The following is a 21,931-nucleotide window of genomic DNA, read 5'->3' on the forward strand; positions in this document are numbered from 1 at the left end:
TTTTAGACTTTTTTAAGAATTCGTTAATGGGCAATTTAGCATTACCGCTTACACTGAGGAAGGAAAGGCGGTGTATTAAAATTGAAAAAAAGGCAGGCAGTTATCATTGCATTAACATTTTTACTTCAAGGGTGTGCCTCAATTGATACAGAAACAATACAGCATGATAAAGGTGGGAGTGAAGTGGTGGGAACAGAATGGGCGAGTGAGTTGCTCAAGGCAGCTGAAAGGGGAGATATCGATGGGCTTCAATATGCTTTGAAACAAAAAGGGGACATCAATGTACAAGATTCAAATAATCGAACAGCTTTGATGATAGCTACCTATAATCAGGATATAGAGGCAGTTAAATTATTAATAGATGCAGGAGCAGATGTTAATATTCAGGATAATCAGCAAAATACGCCATTTCTCTATGCAGGTGCGGAGGGCTATCTGGCTATTTTAAAGATGACCATTCAAGCTGGTGCTGATCCGACTATTTTAAATCGATATGGGGGGACAGCACTCATACCAGCAGCAGAGCATGGTCATGTGGAGGTCATCGAGGAGCTATTGAGCAATACCGATATTGACGTCAATCATGTGAATCATTTAGGCTGGACAGCCCTGATGGAGGCGATTGTCTTAAATAACGGCAATCCAACACAGCAAACCGTAATACAACGACTAATTGAACATGGTGCTGATGTAAATATTCCCGATCAAAATAACGTGACACCTCTGCAACATGCAAAACAACGAGGATTTAAAGCAATCGAACAAATTCTACTTGCAGCAGGCGCAAAGTAACCCAAACTGTAGAGATGGCTCTCTACAGTTTTCTAAGTGTTGAAAAACAAAACAGTCAATTGAAAGGTAGAAATGGATTTCCGTTGCAGGCTACTTGCTTTCCTGTGGGCGAGCGCCGAATCACTTCCTCCGCTACCGCTCCATTTAGAGTTTCGCCTGTCTTGCTATCCCACGGGAGTCAAGCAGCCTTCCACTTCAACCCACTAACTTATTAGCAAAGGTTTTCAAATAAAGTGAAGGTGTTCACTACTCTTTATGAAGAGGTGTTGTCATGCATCACTTCTCCACATTGAAAATAACAACTTATCCCCTCTAAGAATACAGTTAATGGACGATTTGATCGCTATGTTACTATAAAAAAAAGTAAAGACACTTTGCAGAATGATTGATTGGAGTGGAGCCAGCGTCACTCCTAGGGGATTTAGCGTCACAGAGGAGACCCTGGAGCGAACGTAAGTGAGTGAAGCGGCTCATCGGATGCCCCCTGGAAAGGACGCTGGTGTAACGGAAATCAACCCCTCGACTTGCAAAGTTGCTTTTTCTGGCGTTGACATCATCTTTTTTCAACAACATGCAAACTGTAGAGACAGCTCTCTACAGTTTTTTGTTCTTAAATTATTTTTCCTATTTTTTAATTCTTTTTTAATAGTTTATTTAGTAGCAGTTTAGATATGGACTTTATGATAAATTTTGTCAACCAAATTACACCATAAAGGAGAGTTCAACAAATGAAATTAAGAAAACGTATTGTCCCAGCAGCATTGGCTTTATCCGTAGTATCAGCAGGTCTAGTAACCATAGGCGAGCCATTAAATGCAGATGCGGCAAGCAATAAAGCAGTAGTAGCGGAAAACGAGCAAGTAGCTAAAATTACAAACATCAAGCCATTAAATACAATGACACTACAAATTACATTTAATCAGCCATTAGCAGCAGCTGATGTAGACCTAAATCATTTAGATGCTATAAAAAAACATTTTACGTTTAATGGAGATTTAGAGATTGTCAATGTGCCACGCTTAATGACAGGCTCTAAGAGTACATATATTGTACCAACAACATTCCAAGAAGATGATTTTATCTATACATTGAGCTATAAAGAGCAACGCAATAAAGTTTTTGAGGGCACAGATGAAAAGGTATATGTACGCAATGTGGAGCAAGTTACAAATGATACATTTACATTGGAATCCTTTCAGGAGGATGGCGTAGTAGATTATGCTAATATTATTGAAGCCTATCGCGCAGGCCGTGGAGATTTAGCATTTAGCTTAGATGGTCATAATCGAGATGCTAGCGGCAAACGCTTTGATGTTATTTCTTCCTTACGTGATCGCTATGTGACGGTGAGAACAAGTGAGGGAGAAGAGTTTGTTGCTAATTATGTACCATTTACACAAGCAGCTGATGGCAGACAGGCTCCTCAATTTAGACTCCCTGCTGGCAAGGTTTTAAAACCTGGTGTGACTTACCGTGTGTACGCACAATGGGCGGAAATAGATGTAAGGAGCTTTGTAGCGAAAGAAATCGCGCCAATCACTCTGCAAACAGCGAAAGCCATGGATGAAAAATCCTTTGAATTACAATTAAGAAACGATCCGCAATCTGATTTACTTGCTGGCCGAAGTGTAGCGTTAAAAGGCAGTGATGGGAGTACATTGCAAGCACAATATCGTTATTCATCACGTAAAGGTACTGTTGGCATTTTTGATCTAACGAATGGTGGTACGTTGAAAGCAAATGTCAGCTATACTGTAATCCCATTAAACAACTGGGCTATAGCAACAGATTTAGTTCTACAAGGAAAATAAACGTTCTTTTGCTTAATAAAATAATGAATCTGTCATTTGAAGCTTAAATAAATGGAACGTATTTTATGCTAACAATGTAAAAATCTCGTCACAGCTGTGGCGAGATTTTTTTTATAGCCAGCCTTTTTCACCTGCTACCTGAGCGGCTTGCTGTCTAGATTCAACTTGTAGCTTTTGAATAGAGGTAGATAAATAATTGCGAATCGTGCCCTTCGTTAAAAATAACTGCTTACTGATTTCGTTTGTGGTCAAGCCTTTTTTGACTAGCTGAAGCACCGCAATTTCTCGTTCATTTAAAGGGTTTTGCTCCTTCATAAATAAGGAGGCGGCTAAATCCTTGCTGACCACCTTTTCTCCTTGCATGATTTTTCGAATAGTAGCAATTAAATAATCGATGGGTTCATCTTTCAATAGATAGCCGTGTACCTCGCAATCCATTGCCTTTTGCAAATAACCAGGGCGTGCAAAGGTTGTTACAATCATTACCTTGCAAGGGAGGTTGGCCTGTTTAATTTTTTCAGCAAGCTCAAGCCCTGATAGATGGGGCATTTCAATATCAACTAGGCAAATATCTGGTGGCTCCTGCTGGATCAATTCCCATGCTTGTTGTCCATCTGCCACCTCAGCTATGACCTCAATATCAGGCTCAAACGCTAGTAGCGAAGTTAGGGCACCACGTAACATTTGTTGGTCTTCTGCTAGTAATACACGTATCATGTTAGAGGCTCCTTTCCATCTTGAATTGGTAGAGTGAGGGTGACGCTGGTGCCTACTGGTGTGTCACTTTCAATCAGGGCAAAGCCTTGCAGCATATGCATTCTTTCTTTTATGGAGTGGATGCCATTCCCACGTCCTTGTGACTGTAAACCGATGCCATCGTCTTTCATCACAAGTGTATAGTGTCCAGCACAACATTGAATGGCGAAATGACATTTTTTTGCCTGACTATGCTTGAGAATATTCGTAGTCGTCTCTCGTACACATAGAGCAAGCATCGTTTCCTCCACACTAGAAAGTACGATTTGAGGACATTGATTGTCAAGGGTTGTCGTAATATTCGCGCTTTGTAAAAGCTGTTGGCAATGGATAAGCTCCGTTTGCAACGAAATAAAATTCATATCAGACACAAGCTCACGTACTTGTTTTAAGGCGGTACGGGTAGTGGCTAATATGTCATGTAGCTCAGGCTTCACGCTTGAAGGATCTCGGTCAATCAGTTTGGTCGTTAGTTCGGTTTTTACTTTAATCATTGTGAGCGTATGGCCAATTGTATCATGAAGGTCTCTAGCGATCCGTTGTCGTTCCTCTTGCTGAACAAGCTGTGTATTTACGTCTGCCAGCTCAGCCTGCAGATTTTTCGACTTTTCCACAAAATAAATGAGAATCGGGAGCACCAGTTGAAACATCATTATCGGTACTAGTACCTGTGATTCCTTTGGTAAAAGGGAATCTGTTGTCATGTACAAAACCGTCAAAAACATGACAGCGATGGCTACAATCCCACAGGCAATATGCCATTTTGATTTTGCACGTCCTAGTAAGTCGGCAAAGGTAAAGCCAAAAATAAGCATAAAAGGATCGACAATTATGCTAAGTAAGGTGATAAGGACAAAGGCTACTAGAGATGCAGTAAGAAGCCTCCAATCTCGATGCCATAAAGCAATGTAGAAGGCTATTAGGTATAAAAGGAGCACTGTTATTTTCATAGCTAAGGGAAGGGAATGAGACCCTAATACTAATGCGAATAGGAAAATGACAGAAGCTGCATCAATGATTAAATAATGCTTAATTTGTTCTCTAGGATATATTTTTATTACTAGCACCATCCTTTGTTGCTGATTACTGTGTCATCGCTTGAAGGGCTTTTTTACGAATCCATTCCATAGGGCCCATTTGAAATTTCTGTAACCAAGCGAACGCTATAACAAGTTGTAAGATTGATAGAGATAGCCAAATACCAATGACAGTGAAGCTATTGACTTGCCCACCTAAGCCAAGCCCCCAGCCATAAAAAATAATCGACGCAAGCACGTTTTGGAGGACATAGCAGCTTAAAGACATTTTACCAACATGAGCAAAGCGCTGCCAAAGCCAGTCTAGCCTCTTATATTCTACCAGTTTACCTAAAATTCCAATATAGCCAATGGATAGAAGAGGGGCACAAAGATAGCGAACAGGTAAATCAAAAAGCCCACCAGGAATAAAAATAAGCAGATTGATAGGAAAGCCAACGAATACACCGATATTAAATAGCTTTTGTCGAGTTTGACGTCCTTTGTCAGTTGGTGAAAATACCTCATTACGCATGAACTTTATACCAAGTAAAAATAAAAAGACATTCATCGGGATAATAAATATAGCTTCTGAGCGATAAAATAAAAAGTTTGTGAGACGATGCTGCACCTGCGCAAACCATGTGCCATGTTCATAGAGCTCAGAAACGGATGCCATACCATTTAATGAAACACCAGCTCCTTGTAAGGTACTGATAAAAATAAGCAGAATCATTAGGATGTGAAAGCCACCAAAAAAATAAAAGGCTCCTGTCATGACCTTATCACCCAAACGTACAATAAAAGCGACGATGAATGCTGTGACAGCATAGCTCATTAAAATATCATACTCCATCACAAGCGTGTAGTGCAGTAGCCCCTCTAACCCTAAGAAGACGATAGTCCACAGGTACACTCCTGGCCAGGCTGTACCTCTCCGTAAGGCTTGCTGATATTTTAATTGCAGACCTACTCCAAACATAATTGTTAACAATCCAAGCAGCTTGCCATTAACGAAAAATAATACAACCATACGTAAAAAATCATTGAAGGACCACCAACCAGAATAATCACTTGTTGTTATATACGATAAATCACCAAGATAAGCAAAAATCCAAATATTTGTGCCAAGCGTTCCTAAGACGGCAAAGCCTCTTAACATATCGATAAAGGGGAGTCTTTGTTGTGTTTGCATAAGTTCGATCACTCTTTCTTTTTTTTCTTACCTTAAGGATAAGAAAATTTCAAGAGAAAACCTATTCACACCAGTCAAAGAATCTAGATGACAGGTGTCATAAAGTATGCTGTGCCAGCACAAAAACCAGCAACGCTTTTGCTGCCGGCTCATTATTTTGTACAGGTATAGATGCGATAGTCTAAAAGGTCTTCGTATTTTTCATTCATGGCAATATGCTGATCCATGATTTTATAGAATTCGGATTCTATATCTTTGGAAACTTGAAATTCAGGCTTGGATGAGATGGATTTGTTTTTTTGTATACGGATATCATAAAAACCAGCCTGTTGCAGTAGTCTTACCCAATCCTTTTTCCTGAGGAGAGACTGAAAGCCGTAAAATTGTTGGAGGTCGTCTGCAAGTTCGGTACGAAGTGTTTGAGGAATGGTAAATTCGATAGCAATGAAGCGGCCACCTTTTTTCAATAAACGATAAATTTCCTGCAAAGCCTGCTGCAAATTAACAAAGGCCAGAACCGACTCAGCTAGAATCAAGTCAAATGTCTCGTTCGCTAACGAGGTTTGTTCAATAGAGCCTTGCAAAAGTTTAACAGGTAGACGTGCTTTATGCATACGCTGACGAGCCTTTTCTATCATGATGGGCTGAATATCGAGACCTGTGACGTTTGCTTGATAGGAAGATGCTAAATAAGCAGCCGTTTGCCCTGTACCACATCCCACATCTAAAATATGTGCGTTTCGTTCGATATTCTCTGCTTGCAAAACAGCCTTTGATAGATTAATGCCCCCAGGATGTGCGCCTCCGACCCCGAACTTAGCTAAAAAGGTAAGATAATGAGAGTCTTGTATAGTACCACCTTCTTTTTTCTTATAGTATGACAGGGAAACTAGTATGGTTCCCTTATTATTTTTAACCTCTTCTTCAAAAGTCTAATTCGCTATAAAAATTTTCACATATACTAGTGAGAAGCTTTCAGATAGGGGGTGTATAAATGCCATATTTTCAGCCGAATGCTAGAAGAGGTCCATATCCGCCAAACAATAGGCAATATTTTGGCCCACCTTTTCGAGGTAGGATGGTGCAACCATACTATTCTCCCAATCAACAACAGCAAGGTCCTAGATTAGGAAATTTACCAGATCATTTAAATACAATTATGGGGCATGCTGGGACGATTACAAATGGAGTAAATATGTTGAGACAGATGGGGGCGTTATTAAGTTTATTTAGATAAAAAACTAGAAACCCTCTTAAGATCAGGCTCTTAAGAGGGTTATATTTAGGTTTAATGGGCTGGTGCAAATTGCTTTTCGATAATAGAGCGATTTTTCTCTTTAAATAGCTCATTATGTGAGGACACCATGCCATGACGATAGGCAGTTGGTTCTAAATACGTTTTAATAGAATTGACTGCATTGGCGGCATCTTGGAATGTGCCAAGTAGCAAATTAATTTTTCCATCAAATGATAAAATATCACCTGCTGCAAAAATACCTGGCTGTGCTGTTTCACCTGTTGCCTTTCCTTCAACATAATAATCATCCTTTTTCGGAATGGCAATGGCCTCATCAAATGCAAGAGACGCCTCACGATTATAGCCATGACTGACGATTACCTCATCGATTTGACGCGTATAACTTTGCTTCGTTATCGTATTCTCACATGTGACTAATTGAATAGCCGTTTTATCAATATTTGCGGAAAGCTTTGTAATCGTTGTATTACACTCAATGCGCACACCTGCATCCAGTGCTTCCTGTACAGTGGCTTCGTGTGCTGATAGATTCTCTTTGCGGTAAACAACCGTTACGCTTTTGGCAATCGGACTTAATTCAACAGCCCAATCGATGGCTGCATTACCACCGCCTGAGATCATGATATCCTTATCGACAAAACGTTTATACGATTGCACAGTGTAATGTAGATTGGACATTTCATATTTTTCAGCACCCTCAAGTGTTAGCTTTTGAGGGCTAATAATGCCGCCACCTACAGCTAACAGTACCGTTTTAGAATAATGCTTTTCACCGGCTGCTGTATGAATGACAAAAATATCATTGTGACGTTCAATTAAATCTACTTTTGTACCTGTCAAAATTGTAGGATCAAATGTTTTGGCTTGCTCGATTAATTGTTTAACAAATTGTTCACCCAAAACGGGAGGATGTCCCCCAATATCCCATATCAGCTTTTCAGGATAAAGTAATACTTTACCGCCAAGCTGTGGTTGACTTTCTAATAATTTTGTTTTTAAACCCCGTAAACCACTATAAAAGGCACTATATAAGCCAGCTGGGCCACCGCCAATAATTGTCACATCATACACATGCTGCATTTTTATTGCCACATCCTTAACAAATAGTAAAAAAGTAATTGACAAAATCTTATCAGGTAACTAGACTAATTCTAGTGATAATGATTATCATTTTTAGCTTTGAATATCATAGCATGGAAAGAAGTAAAAAGAAAGTGAGGGTCCGATTTGCGTTTAGAAGTTGAATCGATTCGTGTTGGTTATGAGAATAAAACGATTGTGCATGACTTATCGCTGCAAATTCCTGATGGCAAAATCACGACAATCATTGGTTCAAATGGTTGTGGAAAATCAACCTTGTTAAAAGCTATCACACGGATTTTAAAGCATGAGAGTGGACGGGTCATATTAGATGGTCAAAATATTTCCAAGTTGAAAACAAAAGAATTAGCAAAAGAACTGGCAATCTTACCACAGAGTCCAGAAAGTGCACATGGTTTAACAGTGGAAGAGCTTGTATCCTACGGTCGATTTCCTTATCAAAAGGGCTTCGGGAATTTATCACAAAAAGATAAAGATGTTATTGGCTGGGCTTTACAGGTAACCAAAACAGAAGAATTCCGTTTACAATCTGTAGATGCTTTATCTGGTGGACAACGTCAGCGCGTATGGATTGCGATGGCCTTGGCCCAAGAAACCGACATTATCTTTTTAGATGAACCGACAACTTATTTAGATATGGCTCATCAGCTAGAAGTTTTAGAGCTACTTTACAGGCTGAATGAAGAACAGGGGCGCACGATTGTCATGGTCCTCCATGATTTAAATCAAGCGGCACGTTTTTCAGATTATATTGTAGCGCTTTCACAAGGTGAGCTTGTAAAATTCGGAACGGCTGAAGAAGTGATGGTTCCAGAAGTATTGAAAAAAGTATTTAATATAGATGCAGTTATTGGCAAAGATCCACGAACGAACAAACCAATGTGCATTACATATGACTTATTACAAACCATTTAAAAGGAGAATAACAATGAAAAAGTGGCTATTACCAATGTTTATGATGCTTGTGCTCGTACTTGCAGCATGTGGCAGTAAGGAAGAAAAAACAGAGAAGGCTGATGAAGGCTCAAAAGAGGAAGCTTCAACAGAAACAATCACATATCAATCAGAGTCAGGCCCTGTAGAAGTACCAGCAAATCCGAAACGTGTTGTTGTACTATCTTCTTTTGTAGGAAGCTTATTACAGCTTGATGTAAATGTGGTTGGTGTGGATGCATGGGCAGCAAAAAATCCCAACTTCGAAGATGCGATTAAAGATGCTGTTGTAGTTGAAAATACTGATATTGAAAAAATTCTTGAGCTAGAACCAGATTTAATTATTGGCTTAAATGGTATTGAAAATGCTGATAAATTAGCAGAAATCGCGCCAACTGTATTATTTACGTATGGTAAAGTAGACTATTTACAGCAGTTCATCGAAATCGGTAAAGTGGTAAATAAAGAAAAAGAAGCAACTGCTTGGGTAGAAGATTTTAAAACACGTGCAGCAGAAGCTGGTAAAAAGATTAAAGAAAAAATCGGTGAAGATGCGACTGTAACAGTAGCAGAGAACTTTAATAAACAGTTCTATATTTATGGCGATAACTGGGGTCGTGGAACAGAGATTTTATATCAAGAAATGGGCTTGAAAATGCCTGAGAAAGTAAAAGAAACAGCGTTAGAGCCTGGCTACTATGCTATTTCTCAAGAAGTTTTAGGGGAATATGCAGGTGACTATGTGATCTTCAGTATGTTCCAAGATCAAGATAATTCCTTTACAGATGCAGCATGGTTTAAAGATTTAGAAGCAGTGAAAAATGGTCATTTATTTGAAGTGAATGCAAATGCCTTTTATTTCAATGACCCTATCACATTAGAACATCAACTGAAGTTCTTTGAAGAGAAATTTTTACAATAATTAGTAGAGAGTAGCGAAGGCGAATGACAAAGTTTCGAAAGCTTCCATTTTGGCTTCAGGTATTGCTTGCATTGCTTGTATTAATTGGTACTGCCAGTATCTCGCTGTGCTTAGGGGCAGCGAATACAAGCATTCAAGATGTCTTTCAAGCAATTGTCGGACAAAGTGGAGGTAAACATTACACGATTTTACGTGAAATTCGATTTCCTCGTATCATTGCAGCTATTTTTGTTGGGAGTGCCCTCGCAGTCGCTGGGGCGATTATGCAAGGGGTTACACGGAACCCATTAGCTGATCCAGGGCTGCTTGGTTTAACGGCAGGGGCAAATGCTGCCCTTGCTTTAACAATGGCATTTATCCCTAAATTCTCGTATTATACGTTAATTTTAGCCTGCTTTGTTGGGGCGGGAATCGGTATGATGTTAGTTTATGGGATTGGTGCTTCTACTAAAAAAGGCTTTTCCCCTTTAAAGCTTGTTTTAGCTGGTGCGGCTGTCACAGCCTTATTACAGGCAATCGCTGAAGGGACGGGCATTTTATTTCAAATTTCCAAAGATGTTTCGATGTGGACAAGTGGCGGTTTCATTGGCACAACATGGCAGGCATTATTGATCGTACCCGTTATTATTATTGGCTTACTGCTTTCATTTGCTTTTAGTCGTCAATTAACGATTTTAAGCTTAAATGAAGAAGTAGCAGTGGGTGTCGGACAAAATACTACGCTCGTAAAGGGTGTAATGATGTTCGTTGTGGTTATTCTGGCTGGCTCTGCTGTGGCCCTAGTCGGAAATCTAGCTTTCGTTGGCTTAATGGTACCGCATATTGTCCGCGCGTTTGTTGGGACAGACTATCGTTTTGTCTTACCGATGAGCGCCATTGTTGGTGGCTGGTTTATGGTGTTGGCTGATTTCGCAGGGCGCATGATTAACGCACCTTATGAAACGCCAGTTGTCGCTATTATTTCGATTTTAGGTCTTCCATTCTTCCTATTATTAGTGCGGAAGGGAGGACGTCAATTTGTTTAAAGAAGGTCGCAAAAAACAGCGTAAATGGTTACTCATATGGCTTGTGGTAACCTTGTTCATTTTTATTTTAGGGATTTCATTAGGTGCTGCTTCGGTTTCTATTGACCGAATTCTTCCAACCTTACTGGGCGATGGTAGCTTTAAAGAGTCCTTTGTACTCTTTTCAGTCCGTTTACCTAGAATGTTTGTGCTAGCGGCTGCGGGTATGGCATTAGCACTGGCAGGGGCCGTATTACAGGGCGTAACCCGCAATGATTTAGCAGACCCAGGAATTATAGGTATCAGTGCTGGCGCAGGTGTTGGGATTACTGTCTTTTATTTGCTAGTAGATGGCGACCTTCCTCACTTTGCCTATATTTTACCGATTGTCGGCTTTTGTAGTGCCTTAGTGACAGCACTGGGTATTTACTTTTTCTCTTATCAGCGTAATAAGGGTGTCCATCCTGTGCAGTTCATTTTAGTAGGGGTAGGCGTAGCATCAGCCTTATCAGGGGTCATGATGGTATTAATATCCTCTGCTGAGCGGAGCGATGTACAATTTATTGCACAATGGCTAGCCGGAAATGTATGGGGCACAGATTGGCCATTTTTCTGGGCGCTAATGCCTTGGCTTGTACTGGGCATCCCTTACATTTTCTATAAAGCCAACGTTTTAAATGTCTTGGCCATGACGGAGCAAACAGCAGTCGGTCTTGGTATGAACATTGGGCGAGAACGTTTCCGATTATTAATTGTTGCGGTTGCACTAGCGGCTGCCGCGGTATCCGTAACAGGGGGAGTAGCCTTCATCGGTTTGATGGCTCCCCATATTGCAAAACAGCTCGTTGGTCCACGCTACCAATTCTTTTTACCATTGACGCTATTCATTGGCGCAAGCTTGCTAATGCTTGCTGATACCATTGGACGTGTTGCTATTGCAAGTGCAACGGTTCCTGCTGGGATTGTTGTTGCATTTATTGGCGCACCTTATTTTCTATATTTATTACGCAAAAATGTATAGAAATGTATTAGTTATTGGTCACAAAAACAGTCTTTCGATCTAATAAAAATAATGAAAAAAAGATTTTACATCATCTATCTTTCAAGTTTTTGAGAACCTCATTTGTTGAGGTTCTTTTTTTGTATAATCAGAACAGGAGGTGCATACATGATTCTATTAGCACGACAACCATCGGACTTGCAAAAAATACTAGAGGTGGTGCTCCGTAGATTGCCACAGACGCATAATAACTACGCTTATTATGGTGAACGTTTGAGCCGTGTCCAAGCAGGTCTTGCAGGGGAACAACGTGTTGATGCAGAATGGCTCGAAATCGATTTACCAACCCCACATTATTTTCTACATGATTTTCAAACCGCAAATAGCTACGGATCTACCCATCAAATGGATACCATCTTTCTCTGCCCTCATTTTTTACTTATTCTTGAAATCAAAAATATAACAGGAAATCTCTCATATGATGTCCCTTTTGCACAGTTTACACGGATGACATTGGATGGCACTGTGGAAGGAATGACTGATCCGTTTGTTCAGCTGGATCGGCATGTCATATGGATGAAAAAGCTTCTACTGCAAGAACGTATCGAATTACCTGTTGTACATGCGGTAGTGCTGGCAACGAAAAATGGCATTTTAACAAAGGGTTTTGAGGGGCAACCGATATTTCATGTGAAAGGGTTACGATTTCATCTACAAAAATGGATAGAGCATTATCAACCTACAGAAAGCGTTGATCTTTTACAATTAGCCAACCTTCTATTGTCCCTGCACACAAAGTTGAAAAAAGAGGTAGAGGTGCCTCTTAAGGAAATGGTGAAGGGTGTGTTATGTCCACAGTGTGTTAACGGGCAGCGATTATTGTATCACTATAAAAAATGGACGTGCCCACGTTGTGGATTGGTGGACGATGATGCATTGGTTCGAACATTAGAGGACTACAGGTTACTAGTCGGGCAGCAGGTAACCAATCGAAGCTTCCGCGAATTCTTTGGCATTGACTCTCCCGATTTAGCGTACAAGTTGATGCAACAACTCCCTTTGAAAGCAGAGGGTGTCAAAAAGCATCGGAAATATTGGATTAAGGAATAGCGAACTAAGCGTTACAATTCAAGCGGTCTGAATTGTCGCTTTTAGTGCTGTAGAGAGAAAGGGCGCTTGAAGTAAGTGGATAGAGTGCTGAAAGTGACGGATAGAACAAGGAAAGTAGCGGATAGAACGCGCAAAGTGATGGATAGAACAGAGAAAGTGGAGGATACGCTTCGCGTAAGTGGATAGAGTGCTGAAAGTGACGGATAGAACAAAGAAAGTAGCGGATAGAACGCGCAAAGTGGCGGATAGAACAGAGAAAGTGGAGGATACGCTTCGCGTAAGTGGATAGAGTGCTGAAAGTGACGGATAGAACAAAGAAAGTAGCGGATAGAACGCGCAAAGTGGCGGATAGAACAGAGAAAGTGGAGGATACGCTTCGCGTAAGTGGATAGAGTGCTGAAAGTGACGGATAGAACAAGGAAAGTAGCGGATAGAACGCGCAAAGTGGTGGATAGAACAGAGAAAGTGGAGGATACACTTCGTTTAAGTGGATAGAGTGCTGAAAGTGACGGATAAGATAGAGAAAGTAGCGGATAGAACGCGCAAAGTGATGAATAGAACAGAGAAAGTGGAGGATACGCTTCGTGTAAGTGGATAGAACAAGGAAAGTAGCGGATAGAACGCGCAAAGTGATGGATAGCGCAATAAAAGTGAAGGATACCACTCACCCCCAAGAGCGATGTTTCGCTTATTTCCTACTAGACAAATAGAGTTTTTAGGTATATAGTTAGCTAGGCTAACTAATATAAAAGGAAGTGATAGTGTGACAATTGAACAGGAATTTTTTAATCAGTACCGCTTAATGTATCGGCCGTTTATTAATCAGCTGAATGTGCAGCTTGAACCTTATCAGTTATATAGCTCACAGTGGGCAGTGCTTCGTTTCTTGAATGATAAGGGTCCACATTCATTTGTAGATATCGCGAATTTCATGTCTATAGAGAAGCCAAGTGTCACGAAGCTTGTACATAAACTGGTGGAGCTAGGCTATGTGGAAACGATGACGGGCAAGGATAAGCGTGAAAAGCTGGTACACCTATCAAAGCATGGGGAAGAGCTTGTGCTGGAAATAAAGTCGCATCTAAATCCATTTTTTGAGCAGGCTTTGGCAGGCGTGCCAAAACAAGATATTGACATTGCGACACAGGTTTTAGCAAGAATTTGTATGAATATTAATCAATAGGGGAGAGCAACGTGGAAGCAGCCAGAAAGAAACTATGGACAAAAGATTTTTTAATTGTCTCACTTATTAATTTTACCATTACGTTAATCTTTTATTTATTAATGGTTACGATAGCAGCATATGCGGTGGAGCATTTTAATGCCTCTACAAGTACAGCTGGGCTTGTATCGAGTATTTTTATTATCGGGACACTATTAGGTCGTCTTGGGACAGGGCGTATTATTGGAGACTGGGGTAGCAAAAAAACATTATTTTGTGGACTATTATTATTTATGTTATCAACAATGTCTTATTTTATAGCAGGCAATTTACCGCTGCTGATGATCAATCGTTTAGTACAGGGGATTGCACTAGGGATTGCCAGTACAGCAACAGGTACCATTATTGCACAAATTTTACCAGCTGAGCGTCGTGGAGAAGGGATTGGTTATTATAGCTTAAGCGCTATTCTAGCCACAGCCATTGGCCCATTTATTGGAATATTATTAACACAGCTATTTGCAGATTATCGTATGATTTTTGCAGTAGATTCTGTGTTAGCGATTATTTGTTTCTTTATGTATTACATTGTGACCGTGCCAGATGCACCGAAAAAAGCAAAGGATACAGCTGTAAAGGCTGGGTTTAAAGTGACGAACTTTATTGAAATGCGTGCAGTACCGATTGCCTTTGTGGCACTTGTGATTGGCTTTGCTTATTCAGGTGTGATGTCGTTTATGACGTTTTATGCAAAGGAGCTAGATTTAGTATCAGCAGGTAGCTACTTCTTTATTATCTATGCTATTGTCATTTTGGCTACACGTCCATTTACAGGGAAATTGCTTGATACAAGAGGGGCAAATATCATTATCTATCCATGCTTAGTGTTGTTTGCAATAGGCATGTATGCCTTTAGCTCAGCAACAACTACGATTGCCTTTTTAATCGCTGCCGCTTGTATCGGGATTGGCTATGGAAACTTCAACTCGGTGGCACAGGCAATTGCCATCAAAGTAACACCAAATGAGCGTTTAGGACTTGCGACATCTACGTATTTTATTTTTTATGATTTAGGCTTAGGTGTCGGGCCTTATTTCTTAGGCTTATTTGTACCCTCTATGGGCTACAGCTCGATTTTCTTCTCGATGGTCTTTGTTATTTTAGTGTCGATTGTGCTTTATTACCTTTTACATGGAAAACATGAAAATTTGAAACAAGCAAAAATTTTGTAGATTAGAATCATTATATTGTAGAAAAAACGTCTTTTTTCTAGTTGTTCGTAAAGAATAACTGAAAAATGACGTTTTTTTCTATTTACAAAAATAGTTGTTGCAATAGATGATGATAATCATTATCATCACAATATAAAACAAATTCGGAAGTAGGTACGAAGTATGAAAAACAAATCATTTTTGTCGGTATTAGTAGCAGGAGGCATTTTAATGGCTGGCTGTGGCAATACAGAAGAAGTAAAAAAAGAAGATAAGCCAGCAACAGAACAGGCGGAGCAAGCTACAAAAGAGGTGGATTTATCTTCTGAATTATCAGCCTATCAACAATTTGCGTTAGAGCAAATGGATCAATTTTTACTAGATACAGAGAAATTTGTGAACCTATTCAAAGCAGGCGATATTGAAGGAGCAAAGGCAGCGTATGCGCCAGCACGTATGTATTTTGAACGTTCTGAGCCAATTGCGGAAAGCTTCGGTGATCTTGACCCTCGCATCGATGGACGTTTAGCAGATATTCAAGAAGAAGGTAAGGGTGAGGAAGAATGGTCAGGCTACCATAAGCTTGAGTATGCTCTTTGGGAAGAAAATACAACAAAAGGTTATGAGGCTGTAGCAGATCAGCTTCTTGCAGATGCGAAGGAATTGCATGCACTTGTGCAAACAGTGGAAGTGACACCTGACTTAATGATTACAGGTGCAGTAGATTTATTAAATGAAGTATCAACATCTAAAATTACAGGTGAGGAAGAAATTTACTCTCATACAGACCTTTATGATTTTAAAGCGAATATTGAAGGCGCAGAAAAAATCTTTGAGATTTTACGCTCAAAATTAGAAGCAAAAGATTCTACATTAGTGGCAACACTTGATGAAAAATTCAAAGCAGTAGACGATTTATTAGCACAGCATACAACGGCTGATGGTGGCTATATATCTTACGAAGAATTAACGGAGGAAAACACAAAAGCACTGGCAGCAGCGGTGAATCAGCTTGGAGAACCATTAAGTCAAATGGGTATCATTTTGGAGTGAACATAAACAATGACAACGTCAAACGAGGAAAAATTTATAAATAAAAAAATTTCTAGACGTGATATGTTAAAGCTAACAGGTATCGGTGTGGCAGGTGTTGCCATCGGTGCCTCTGGCTTGGGTGGTGTCATGAAAGCAATGGGCTATGATGTCTTTGAGCCAGTAGCAGATAGCACGACGGCTAGCAATAAGGTCAATTTCTATGGCAAGCATCAGTCAGGTATTGTGACACCTGTACAGACGAATATTTATTTTGCTTCTTTAGATGTATTAGTGACATCAAAGAAGGAACTACAAGCATTGTTCCAGCAATGGACACCCCTTGTAGTGCGTTTAATGAATGGTGAAGTCATGGTCGATGTTTCGACAAATACAAGAGTGCCAACTGGCGATACTGGAGAGGCAGAGGGCTTAGATGCATCTAATCTATCCATTACCATTGGTGTCGGGCCTTCATTATTTGATAAACTGGGCATCCAGCATTTAAAACCAGCGGAGCTAAAGGATTTACCACATTTCCCTAAAGATCAGCTACAGAAAGAGTACACAGGTGGTGATTTGTGTATTCAGGCTTGTGCAGATGATCCGCAGGTAGCCTTCCATGCTGTTCGTAATCTAGTACGAGCTGCTTCAGGTAAAGTAGCAATAAAATGGTCACAGGCGGGCTTTAACTCGTTTCCAGCTAGTGGAGGGACACCACGAAACCTCTTCGCCTTTAAGGACGGTACTGTAAATCCAGCCATTACGGATGAAAAAGACTTAAATGAGGTCGTGTGGGTGGATAAAGGCTGGTTAAAGGGTGGCTCTTATTTAATTGCGCGTAAAGTTCAAATGCATCTTGAAACTTGGGATCGTACATCATTGAAAGATCAAGAGGCAACATTTGGCCGTTACCGCGACAGTGGGGCACCTTTTGGCAAAACAAAGGAATTCGATGATTTTGATGTAGAGGCAAAGGATGATAAGGGCAATTATATAATGCCTGATACATCACATGTCCATTTGGCGCGGAAATCAGGTGCGCGTATTTTGCGACGCTCTTATTCCTATGCGTCAGGCGTGATGTCGAATACAGGGACCCATGATGCGGGGCTAATCTTTATCTCTTTTCAAAAAGACCCAGCCCAATTTACAACCATCCAAAATAGCTTAGGGCGTATGGATAAAATGAATGAGTACATTACCCATCGAGGCAGTGCCGTGTTTGCTTGCTTCCCTGGTGTACAAAAGGGGAGTTATTTAGGTGAAGCACTTTTTAACGCGCTGTAGTATCGTGTTTGCCCTTATGCTGACTTTAGCTTTACCTGTGCAAGCTGCACAGTCCTATAGTCATCTCTATATTGCGATTAGTGATGCACTGATGAATACAAAGCAGGATAAAGAGGCGGAGGCCAAGCAGGCACTTGAACAATTTGCTATTGATTGGGCGAAAGTATCTTCAGAGCAGAAAGAGGCAAAAGCAAAGGTTGATGAAATCCTTGCACAGGCTACTGAGGCAACGTCCAAGGATGAACGTTTAGAGGCGCTATCCGCACTATCCAATGCATTGCGTGCATTAGAAAAGCTTGAAAATCCCGTGGATGAAGCGGCACAGCGAGCAGAGTTTGGACAAAAATTTAAGCCGATAATGGCAGACTTTGAAAAAGCTTTAGCAAGTGGTGATATTCAGGCCATTGATGAAGCCTACAAAGATTTTAATAGTAAATGGAATAAAAATGAGCGACCTGTGCGTGAACAAAGTATCGCAATGTACGGGCAAATCGAAACACAAATGGCATTTCTTCGTATCTCTATTTCGGCTGAGGAGCCTGATGTAGCGCTTATGCAATCTCAATTTGCTGCTTTAAAGCAAACGATTGAGGATTTTGTAGCTGGTAAAGAAACAGCCGAAGTGGTAGAGGGGGAGTATTCATTAGCGACATTAATTGCCTATATAGATGAGGCCAATGATTTTGTCAATGCTGGTGATTACCAGGCAGCTTCAAATAAAATACGTGAGTTTATTACCATTTGGCCAAGCGTAGAAATTGAAATCTCCACACGTAATGGTAGTCTTTACACGAAAATTGAAAGTGATATGCCGATTATCGCGAGTGATTTATTAAAATCCAAGGTCGATCAGCAAGCTATTACCAAACAATTAAATACATTCCGTACTGAAATTGAGCTAATTCAAGGGGATACCGATTACACAATTTGGGACGCTGCGTTAATTTTATTACGCGAAGGACTAGAGGCATTACTGATTATTTTAGCCTTAGTGTCATTCCTTAATAAATCAGGACAAAACAAGATGCGCAAATGGATTTATGTCGGAGCGTTTGTCGGCGTTCTATTATCCGCCGTAGCTGCCATCCTTATGTCGACAATTTTAAATTCGGCAACGATTGATACGAATCGCGAGTTAATGGAAGGCTATGTAGGGTTAATTGCTGCAGCGATGATGATCGGTGTTGGTATTTGGCTGCATAGTAAATCAAGCGTGGTCAGTTGGAATCGCTATATTTCCAAACAAATGGGTCACGCCATTTCGAGTGGCTCTATTTTTGCGATGGCTATGATTAGCTTTTTATCGGTCTTCCGTGAAGGTGCAGAAACACTAGTCTTTTATGCGGGGATTGCACCGAAAATGGAAACGTCGCAGTTTATTCTTGGAATTGTGGTGGCACTGCTCATTCTTGCTGTACTTGCAGTTGTGTTATTTAAAGCAAGTGGCAAAATTCCAATTCACAAATTTTTTGCAGTAGCAACTATTTTAATTTATGTGCTAGCCTTTAAAATTATTGGTGTCAGTCTGCATACTTTGCAGCTGACAGATAATCTGTCCACAACGATTGTTGATGGCTTACCTGTTATTAGCTTAATTGGCTTCTATCCAACGGTGGAAACAATCATAGGACAGTCTATTTTACTTGTGTTAGTGGCGGCTACTGTGCTTTATAAAAAGAAACAAGCCTAATGAAAAAGGGTAGATGAGCGTAAAACGCCATCTACCTTTTTTTATTGCCAATGAGCAGGTCGTTTTATATAGGAAGGTAATTTAGTCGAACGATCCCCCTGTGCCGCGTTGATTTGCATTTGGGTTAAAAACAGACTTGTTGAAAGATCAGCACCGCGTAAATTGGTATCTCGCAAATCAGCCCCGATGAAATCTACTCCCTGTAAATTCGCATCTTGAAGATTAGCTGCTATTAAATAACTCCCCCTTAGATCAGTCGCTCGTAAATCCTTGCCTTTTAAATTTTTGCCCATCCAATCAGCCCCACGCTGATTCAAGTTTCTAGAAGCCTTTCCCTTCACAATGTGCTGGCGAATTTGTTCGCTAGTTTGGAGCAATAGTGCATTGATCGGCATACGAATAGCTACCATATCCAATGCTAATAAGGTATCTGCATCCTGAGCTATTGTCTGCTGTAGGTGCTTCAATTGAGCAATTAGCTGTTCATAAAGCATATTATCCACCTGATAGGACAAAGCCTCCGCCACATATGCAATCATTTCGTAAAGCTGTTCCATAATAGGAAAAACACGAAACATCTTGTCAGCATGCTCACGAGATTGTCGCCAATCCTGTCCATGAAATGTCACCTGTGAAACCTGTTGACCTGCGCCTAGGCAATCAAAAACGGTACAGCCCTTAAAACCTGTCTCTCGTAGCTGACTATGTATGTGACAGCTATAGTTATCCTGCAAATTAGGACATGGCGTGCCTGCAGGTTTATTGATCGCAAAATCACTAGAAGCCACAATATTTAAAGCGGTACAGCACAAGCCAAAACAGCTTTGACAATCTGCCTGTAGACTGTGTCTGATTTTTGTACCAATGGTTTTTGTCTGATTAGACATCCTCATTTTCCTCTCTGATCTTATCCATTTAGTTACTATTTTAACACTAACAAGCTACCAGTAAAAATAGAGAGCAAACTGTATTTTGAAAGATAGTAGGGGATATGGTATTCTTCTTCAAAAGAGTTGTAAAGAAAAGTGGTGGTGGAACATGGGGTAACGGTCAATGAATTATTACAATTGCCATCTTTTCGAGGGGCAGAGGTGTTAACAGGGCGAGATAACTTACACCGTACTGTATCATCTCTATCTGTATTAGAGGTATCGAATGTTGATTTTTATTCGAAAATTATTAACCGTGTACAGGAGGAATGGTATGCAGAGGAGCTTGTCATTAGCTCCTTTTACTCTATTCGAGATAGTGTGGAGCAGCAATGTGAAACGATTCAGCATTTACATGATTTAGGAGAGCTGGGGCTTATTTTATATTATGTCGGCATTGTATTGCCTGATATTCCAGAAGAAGTGCTTGCGTTAGCGGAGGCACAAGGCTTTATTATCATTTGTATGCCGCGAAATGATTATTCACTGCGCTATAACGAGGTTATCTATGAGGTTATGGAAGCGATTGTTAGTAATCAAGGCGTTAATGATCATTTTGTCAAAGAGACATTAGAAAAGGTATCGTTACTACCTGAGCATTTAAGAAGTGTTGAAATTACACTGAAAATGCTTTCAGATCGTTTAAAGGCTAATATTGTGCTCACCAATAGTCATTTTGACATTGTGAACCAAGTGATGTGGCCACGAAATTCATCATTAGATGTAGCGAATGTCATTGAAAAATGCTCCCAATCCAATTTTCAGAGGGAAGCAGGCAAGCTTGAGTTGCTAAAAAGTGATGTCGCCTGTGTCGTAGACTATAAAAGAGTACATCAAAAAAATGGTGAACCGCTATTTTTATTTCTGATTAAAGAAAATACAAAATTACCTGCTAAGACAATTGAAAAAGTAAGTGAGGTTGTGCAAGTAGCCATAAATTTATGGGGAGACAAGCATGATGAGGTTAGTGAATATGCCTTAGTTAAAGCTATTATCAATGACGAGGGGGAAAAAATGAGAAGATTAGCCAATCTTCTTCATATTGATGTTTCCGCCATTCAAATGATGTGGCTTGTCTACATGCATGATTTAGCAGACGAAAAAAGAATTCGCGATGAATTAGAAGAGCAACTGTCCAAATATTATCAAACAAGAGTCATCCAATGCATTGACCATTGTATGATTGTACTGGTAGGCAATTGCTTTTATAAGCATCATGAGTTTGAAATTGCCATTGAATATAGTGAAACGACTCAGTATGATGCCCAAATCGCAGAAATTGTTTATGCACCTAAAATGAGAAATACAAAGTCTGTTCGTCAAATGTATCAATTGGTCAATCAGGTGGGGGACAAAGCCCATACGATTTATCCGATGCGAAAATTGTTTACTGCAGCGGAAGTGCGCTCCATGAAAAGGGCAATTGATGTCAGTAAGCAGGGCGAGGAAATGATTGAAGAATATTTATCTGTAATTGAACCCATTTTACGTGACCATGATTCCTTGCAGACATTGATAACCTTTTTATTAGATGCAAATGCTAGTGTGGAGCGCTGTGCAGAGCTCCTCTATATCCATAAAAACACGGTGAAATACCGCATCAAAAAAATTAGTGAGCTGATTGGCACAGATGTTACCGTATATTCGGAATTTTATGATGCCTACATGGCTTGCATGCTATATCGATTGATTAATGATTAGAATAATCTGAAATTTTGT

Annotated in this window: 20 protein-coding genes; 14 read left to right on the forward strand and 6 right to left on the reverse strand. The window is 40.2% G+C overall.

Translation table 11 applies throughout. The features are described from left to right. Positions 1–81 precede the first annotated feature (81 nt). Both L6W14_RS08255 and L6W14_RS08260 read left to right on the forward strand, forming a co-directional pair. Positions 82–792: an ankyrin repeat domain-containing protein gene (locus L6W14_RS08255; RefSeq protein ID WP_131519840.1), complete on the forward strand. Its 711-nt coding sequence runs from the start codon at positions 82–84 to the stop codon at positions 790–792. Positions 793–1,520: 728 nt separating this feature from the next. Continuing rightward, positions 1,521–2,603, forward strand: coding sequence for a hypothetical protein (locus tag L6W14_RS08260; protein WP_131519841.1), 1,083 nt, complete (start codon positions 1,521–1,523; stop codon positions 2,601–2,603). A gap of 111 nt (positions 2,604–2,714) precedes the next feature. On the opposite strand, the gene L6W14_RS08265 is transcribed toward L6W14_RS08260, so the two are convergent. The 4 genes from L6W14_RS08265 to L6W14_RS08280 all read right to left on the reverse strand — a co-directional run bounded on the left by L6W14_RS08265 (position 2,715) and on the right by L6W14_RS08280 (position 6,334). Beyond that, on the reverse strand, positions 2,715–3,320 hold the full coding sequence (locus tag L6W14_RS08265; RefSeq protein WP_004229368.1) for a response regulator transcription factor: 606 nt from the start codon (positions 3,318–3,320) through the stop codon (positions 2,715–2,717). Then, a complete protein-coding gene (locus L6W14_RS08270) occupies positions 3,317–4,429 on the reverse strand; it encodes a sensor histidine kinase (protein WP_131519842.1) in 1,113 nt (370 codons plus the stop codon). The genes L6W14_RS08265 and L6W14_RS08270 overlap by 4 nt, the downstream gene beginning before the upstream one ends. 13 nt (positions 4,430–4,442) lie before the next feature. After that, positions 4,443–5,570 carry a DUF418 domain-containing protein gene (locus L6W14_RS08275; protein ID WP_237900305.1) on the reverse strand — a complete coding sequence of 376 codons (1,128 nt, stop codon included), beginning with the start codon at positions 5,568–5,570 and terminating at the stop codon, positions 4,443–4,445. A gap of 152 nt (positions 5,571–5,722) precedes the next feature. Beyond that, positions 5,723–6,334 (reverse strand): class I SAM-dependent methyltransferase, encoded by a 612-nt coding sequence (locus L6W14_RS08280; protein WP_237900307.1) that lies wholly within the window; start codon positions 6,332–6,334, stop codon positions 5,723–5,725. Between the two features lie 230 nt (positions 6,335–6,564). Between L6W14_RS08280 and L6W14_RS08285 the strand changes: the two genes are divergently transcribed. Then, positions 6,565–6,807, forward strand: coding sequence for a hypothetical protein (locus L6W14_RS08285; protein ID WP_004229360.1), 243 nt, complete (start codon positions 6,565–6,567; stop codon positions 6,805–6,807). Positions 6,808–6,858: 51 nt separating this feature from the next. Here the strand turns inward: L6W14_RS08285 and L6W14_RS08290 are convergent, their stop codons facing one another. Next, on the reverse strand, positions 6,859–7,908 hold the full coding sequence (locus L6W14_RS08290; RefSeq protein ID WP_131519845.1) for an NAD(P)/FAD-dependent oxidoreductase: 1,050 nt from the start codon (positions 7,906–7,908) through the stop codon (positions 6,859–6,861). Between the two features lie 147 nt (positions 7,909–8,055). Here L6W14_RS08290 and L6W14_RS08295 point away from each other — a divergent pair, with 147 nt between their 5' ends. From L6W14_RS08295 to L6W14_RS08340, 10 genes are all read left to right on the forward strand, one after another. After that, a complete protein-coding gene (locus L6W14_RS08295) occupies positions 8,056–8,844 on the forward strand; it encodes an ABC transporter ATP-binding protein (protein WP_237900309.1) in 789 nt (262 codons plus the stop codon). Between the two features lie 13 nt (positions 8,845–8,857). After that, the gene (locus L6W14_RS08300) at positions 8,858–9,784 is read left to right on the forward strand and encodes an iron-hydroxamate ABC transporter substrate-binding protein (RefSeq protein ID WP_048390303.1); all 927 of its coding nucleotides are present in this window, start codon (positions 8,858–8,860) and stop codon (positions 9,782–9,784) included. Positions 9,785–9,807: 23 nt separating this feature from the next. After that, entirely contained in the window at positions 9,808–10,809 is a 1,002-nt protein-coding gene (locus tag L6W14_RS08305) for a FecCD family ABC transporter permease (RefSeq protein ID WP_048390305.1), read from the forward strand. After that, positions 10,802–11,809 (forward strand): FecCD family ABC transporter permease, encoded by a 1,008-nt coding sequence (locus tag L6W14_RS08310; protein WP_048390307.1) that lies wholly within the window; start codon positions 10,802–10,804, stop codon positions 11,807–11,809. The genes L6W14_RS08305 and L6W14_RS08310 overlap by 8 nt, the downstream gene beginning before the upstream one ends. Positions 11,810–11,956: 147 nt before the next feature. Continuing rightward, positions 11,957–12,898, forward strand: coding sequence for a nuclease-related domain-containing protein (locus L6W14_RS08315; RefSeq protein WP_237900311.1), 942 nt, complete (start codon positions 11,957–11,959; stop codon positions 12,896–12,898). Positions 12,899–13,661: 763 nt separating this feature from the next. Then, a complete protein-coding gene (locus L6W14_RS08320) occupies positions 13,662–14,081 on the forward strand; it encodes a MarR family winged helix-turn-helix transcriptional regulator (protein WP_054550884.1) in 420 nt (139 codons plus the stop codon). Positions 14,082–14,092: 11 nt separating this feature from the next. Then, positions 14,093–15,292: an MFS transporter gene (locus L6W14_RS08325; protein WP_131519847.1), complete on the forward strand. Its 1,200-nt coding sequence runs from the start codon at positions 14,093–14,095 to the stop codon at positions 15,290–15,292. A 162-nt stretch (positions 15,293–15,454) separates the two neighbouring features. Continuing rightward, positions 15,455–16,324 (forward strand): iron uptake system protein EfeO, encoded by an 870-nt coding sequence (efeO, locus tag L6W14_RS08330; protein WP_048390316.1) that lies wholly within the window; start codon positions 15,455–15,457, stop codon positions 16,322–16,324. A gap of 9 nt (positions 16,325–16,333) precedes the next feature. Continuing rightward, a complete protein-coding gene (gene efeB, locus L6W14_RS08335) occupies positions 16,334–17,593 on the forward strand; it encodes an iron uptake transporter deferrochelatase/peroxidase subunit (RefSeq protein ID WP_131519848.1) in 1,260 nt (419 codons plus the stop codon). Next, on the forward strand, positions 17,568–19,283 hold the full coding sequence (locus L6W14_RS08340; RefSeq protein ID WP_237900313.1) for an FTR1 family iron permease: 1,716 nt from the start codon (positions 17,568–17,570) through the stop codon (positions 19,281–19,283). Before efeB ends, L6W14_RS08340 begins: the two co-directional genes overlap by 26 nt. 41 nt (positions 19,284–19,324) lie before the next feature. Here the strand turns inward: L6W14_RS08340 and L6W14_RS08345 are convergent, their stop codons facing one another. Continuing rightward, positions 19,325–20,170 (reverse strand): pentapeptide repeat-containing protein, encoded by an 846-nt coding sequence (locus L6W14_RS08345; RefSeq protein ID WP_237900315.1) that lies wholly within the window; start codon positions 20,168–20,170, stop codon positions 19,325–19,327. A 138-nt stretch (positions 20,171–20,308) separates the two neighbouring features. On the opposite strand from L6W14_RS08345, the gene L6W14_RS08350 reads away from it, so the two are divergent. Further along, positions 20,309–21,913 (forward strand): PucR family transcriptional regulator, encoded by a 1,605-nt coding sequence (locus tag L6W14_RS08350; RefSeq protein ID WP_237900317.1) that lies wholly within the window; start codon positions 20,309–20,311, stop codon positions 21,911–21,913. The last annotated feature ends 18 nt before the right edge of the window (positions 21,914–21,931 follow it).

The organism is Lysinibacillus sp. ACHW1.5 (genome assembly GCF_022014815.1).
GTDB lineage: Bacteria > Bacillota > Bacilli > Bacillales_A > Planococcaceae > Lysinibacillus > Lysinibacillus capsici.

Excerpts from the sequence above, each read along its gene's own strand:
- L6W14_RS08260 (WP_131519841.1), top strand. The coding sequence starts at position 1,521 with ATGAAATTAAGAAAACGTATTGTCCCAGCAGCATTGGCTTTATCCGTA.
- L6W14_RS08265 (WP_004229368.1), bottom strand. The coding sequence starts at position 3,320 with ATGATACGTGTATTACTAGCAGAAGACCAACAAATGTTACGTGGTGCC.
- L6W14_RS08270 (WP_131519842.1), bottom strand. The coding sequence starts at position 4,429 with ATGGTGCTAGTAATAAAAATATATCCTAGAGAACAAATTAAGCATTAT.
- L6W14_RS08275 (WP_237900305.1), bottom strand. The coding sequence starts at position 5,570 with ATGCAAACACAACAAAGACTCCCCTTTATCGATATGTTAAGAGGCTTT.
- L6W14_RS08285 (WP_004229360.1), top strand. The coding sequence starts at position 6,565 with ATGCCATATTTTCAGCCGAATGCTAGAAGAGGTCCATATCCGCCAAAC.
- L6W14_RS08290 (WP_131519845.1), bottom strand. The coding sequence starts at position 7,908 with ATGCAGCATGTGTATGATGTGACAATTATTGGCGGTGGCCCAGCTGGC.
- L6W14_RS08300 (WP_048390303.1), top strand. The coding sequence starts at position 8,858 with ATGAAAAAGTGGCTATTACCAATGTTTATGATGCTTGTGCTCGTACTT.
- L6W14_RS08305 (WP_048390305.1), top strand. The coding sequence starts at position 9,808 with ATGACAAAGTTTCGAAAGCTTCCATTTTGGCTTCAGGTATTGCTTGCA.
- L6W14_RS08315 (WP_237900311.1), top strand. The coding sequence starts at position 11,957 with ATGATTCTATTAGCACGACAACCATCGGACTTGCAAAAAATACTAGAG.
- efeO (WP_048390316.1), top strand. The coding sequence starts at position 15,455 with ATGAAAAACAAATCATTTTTGTCGGTATTAGTAGCAGGAGGCATTTTA.
- efeB (WP_131519848.1), top strand. The coding sequence starts at position 16,334 with ATGACAACGTCAAACGAGGAAAAATTTATAAATAAAAAAATTTCTAGA.
- L6W14_RS08345 (WP_237900315.1), bottom strand. The coding sequence starts at position 20,170 with ATGTCTAATCAGACAAAAACCATTGGTACAAAAATCAGACACAGTCTA.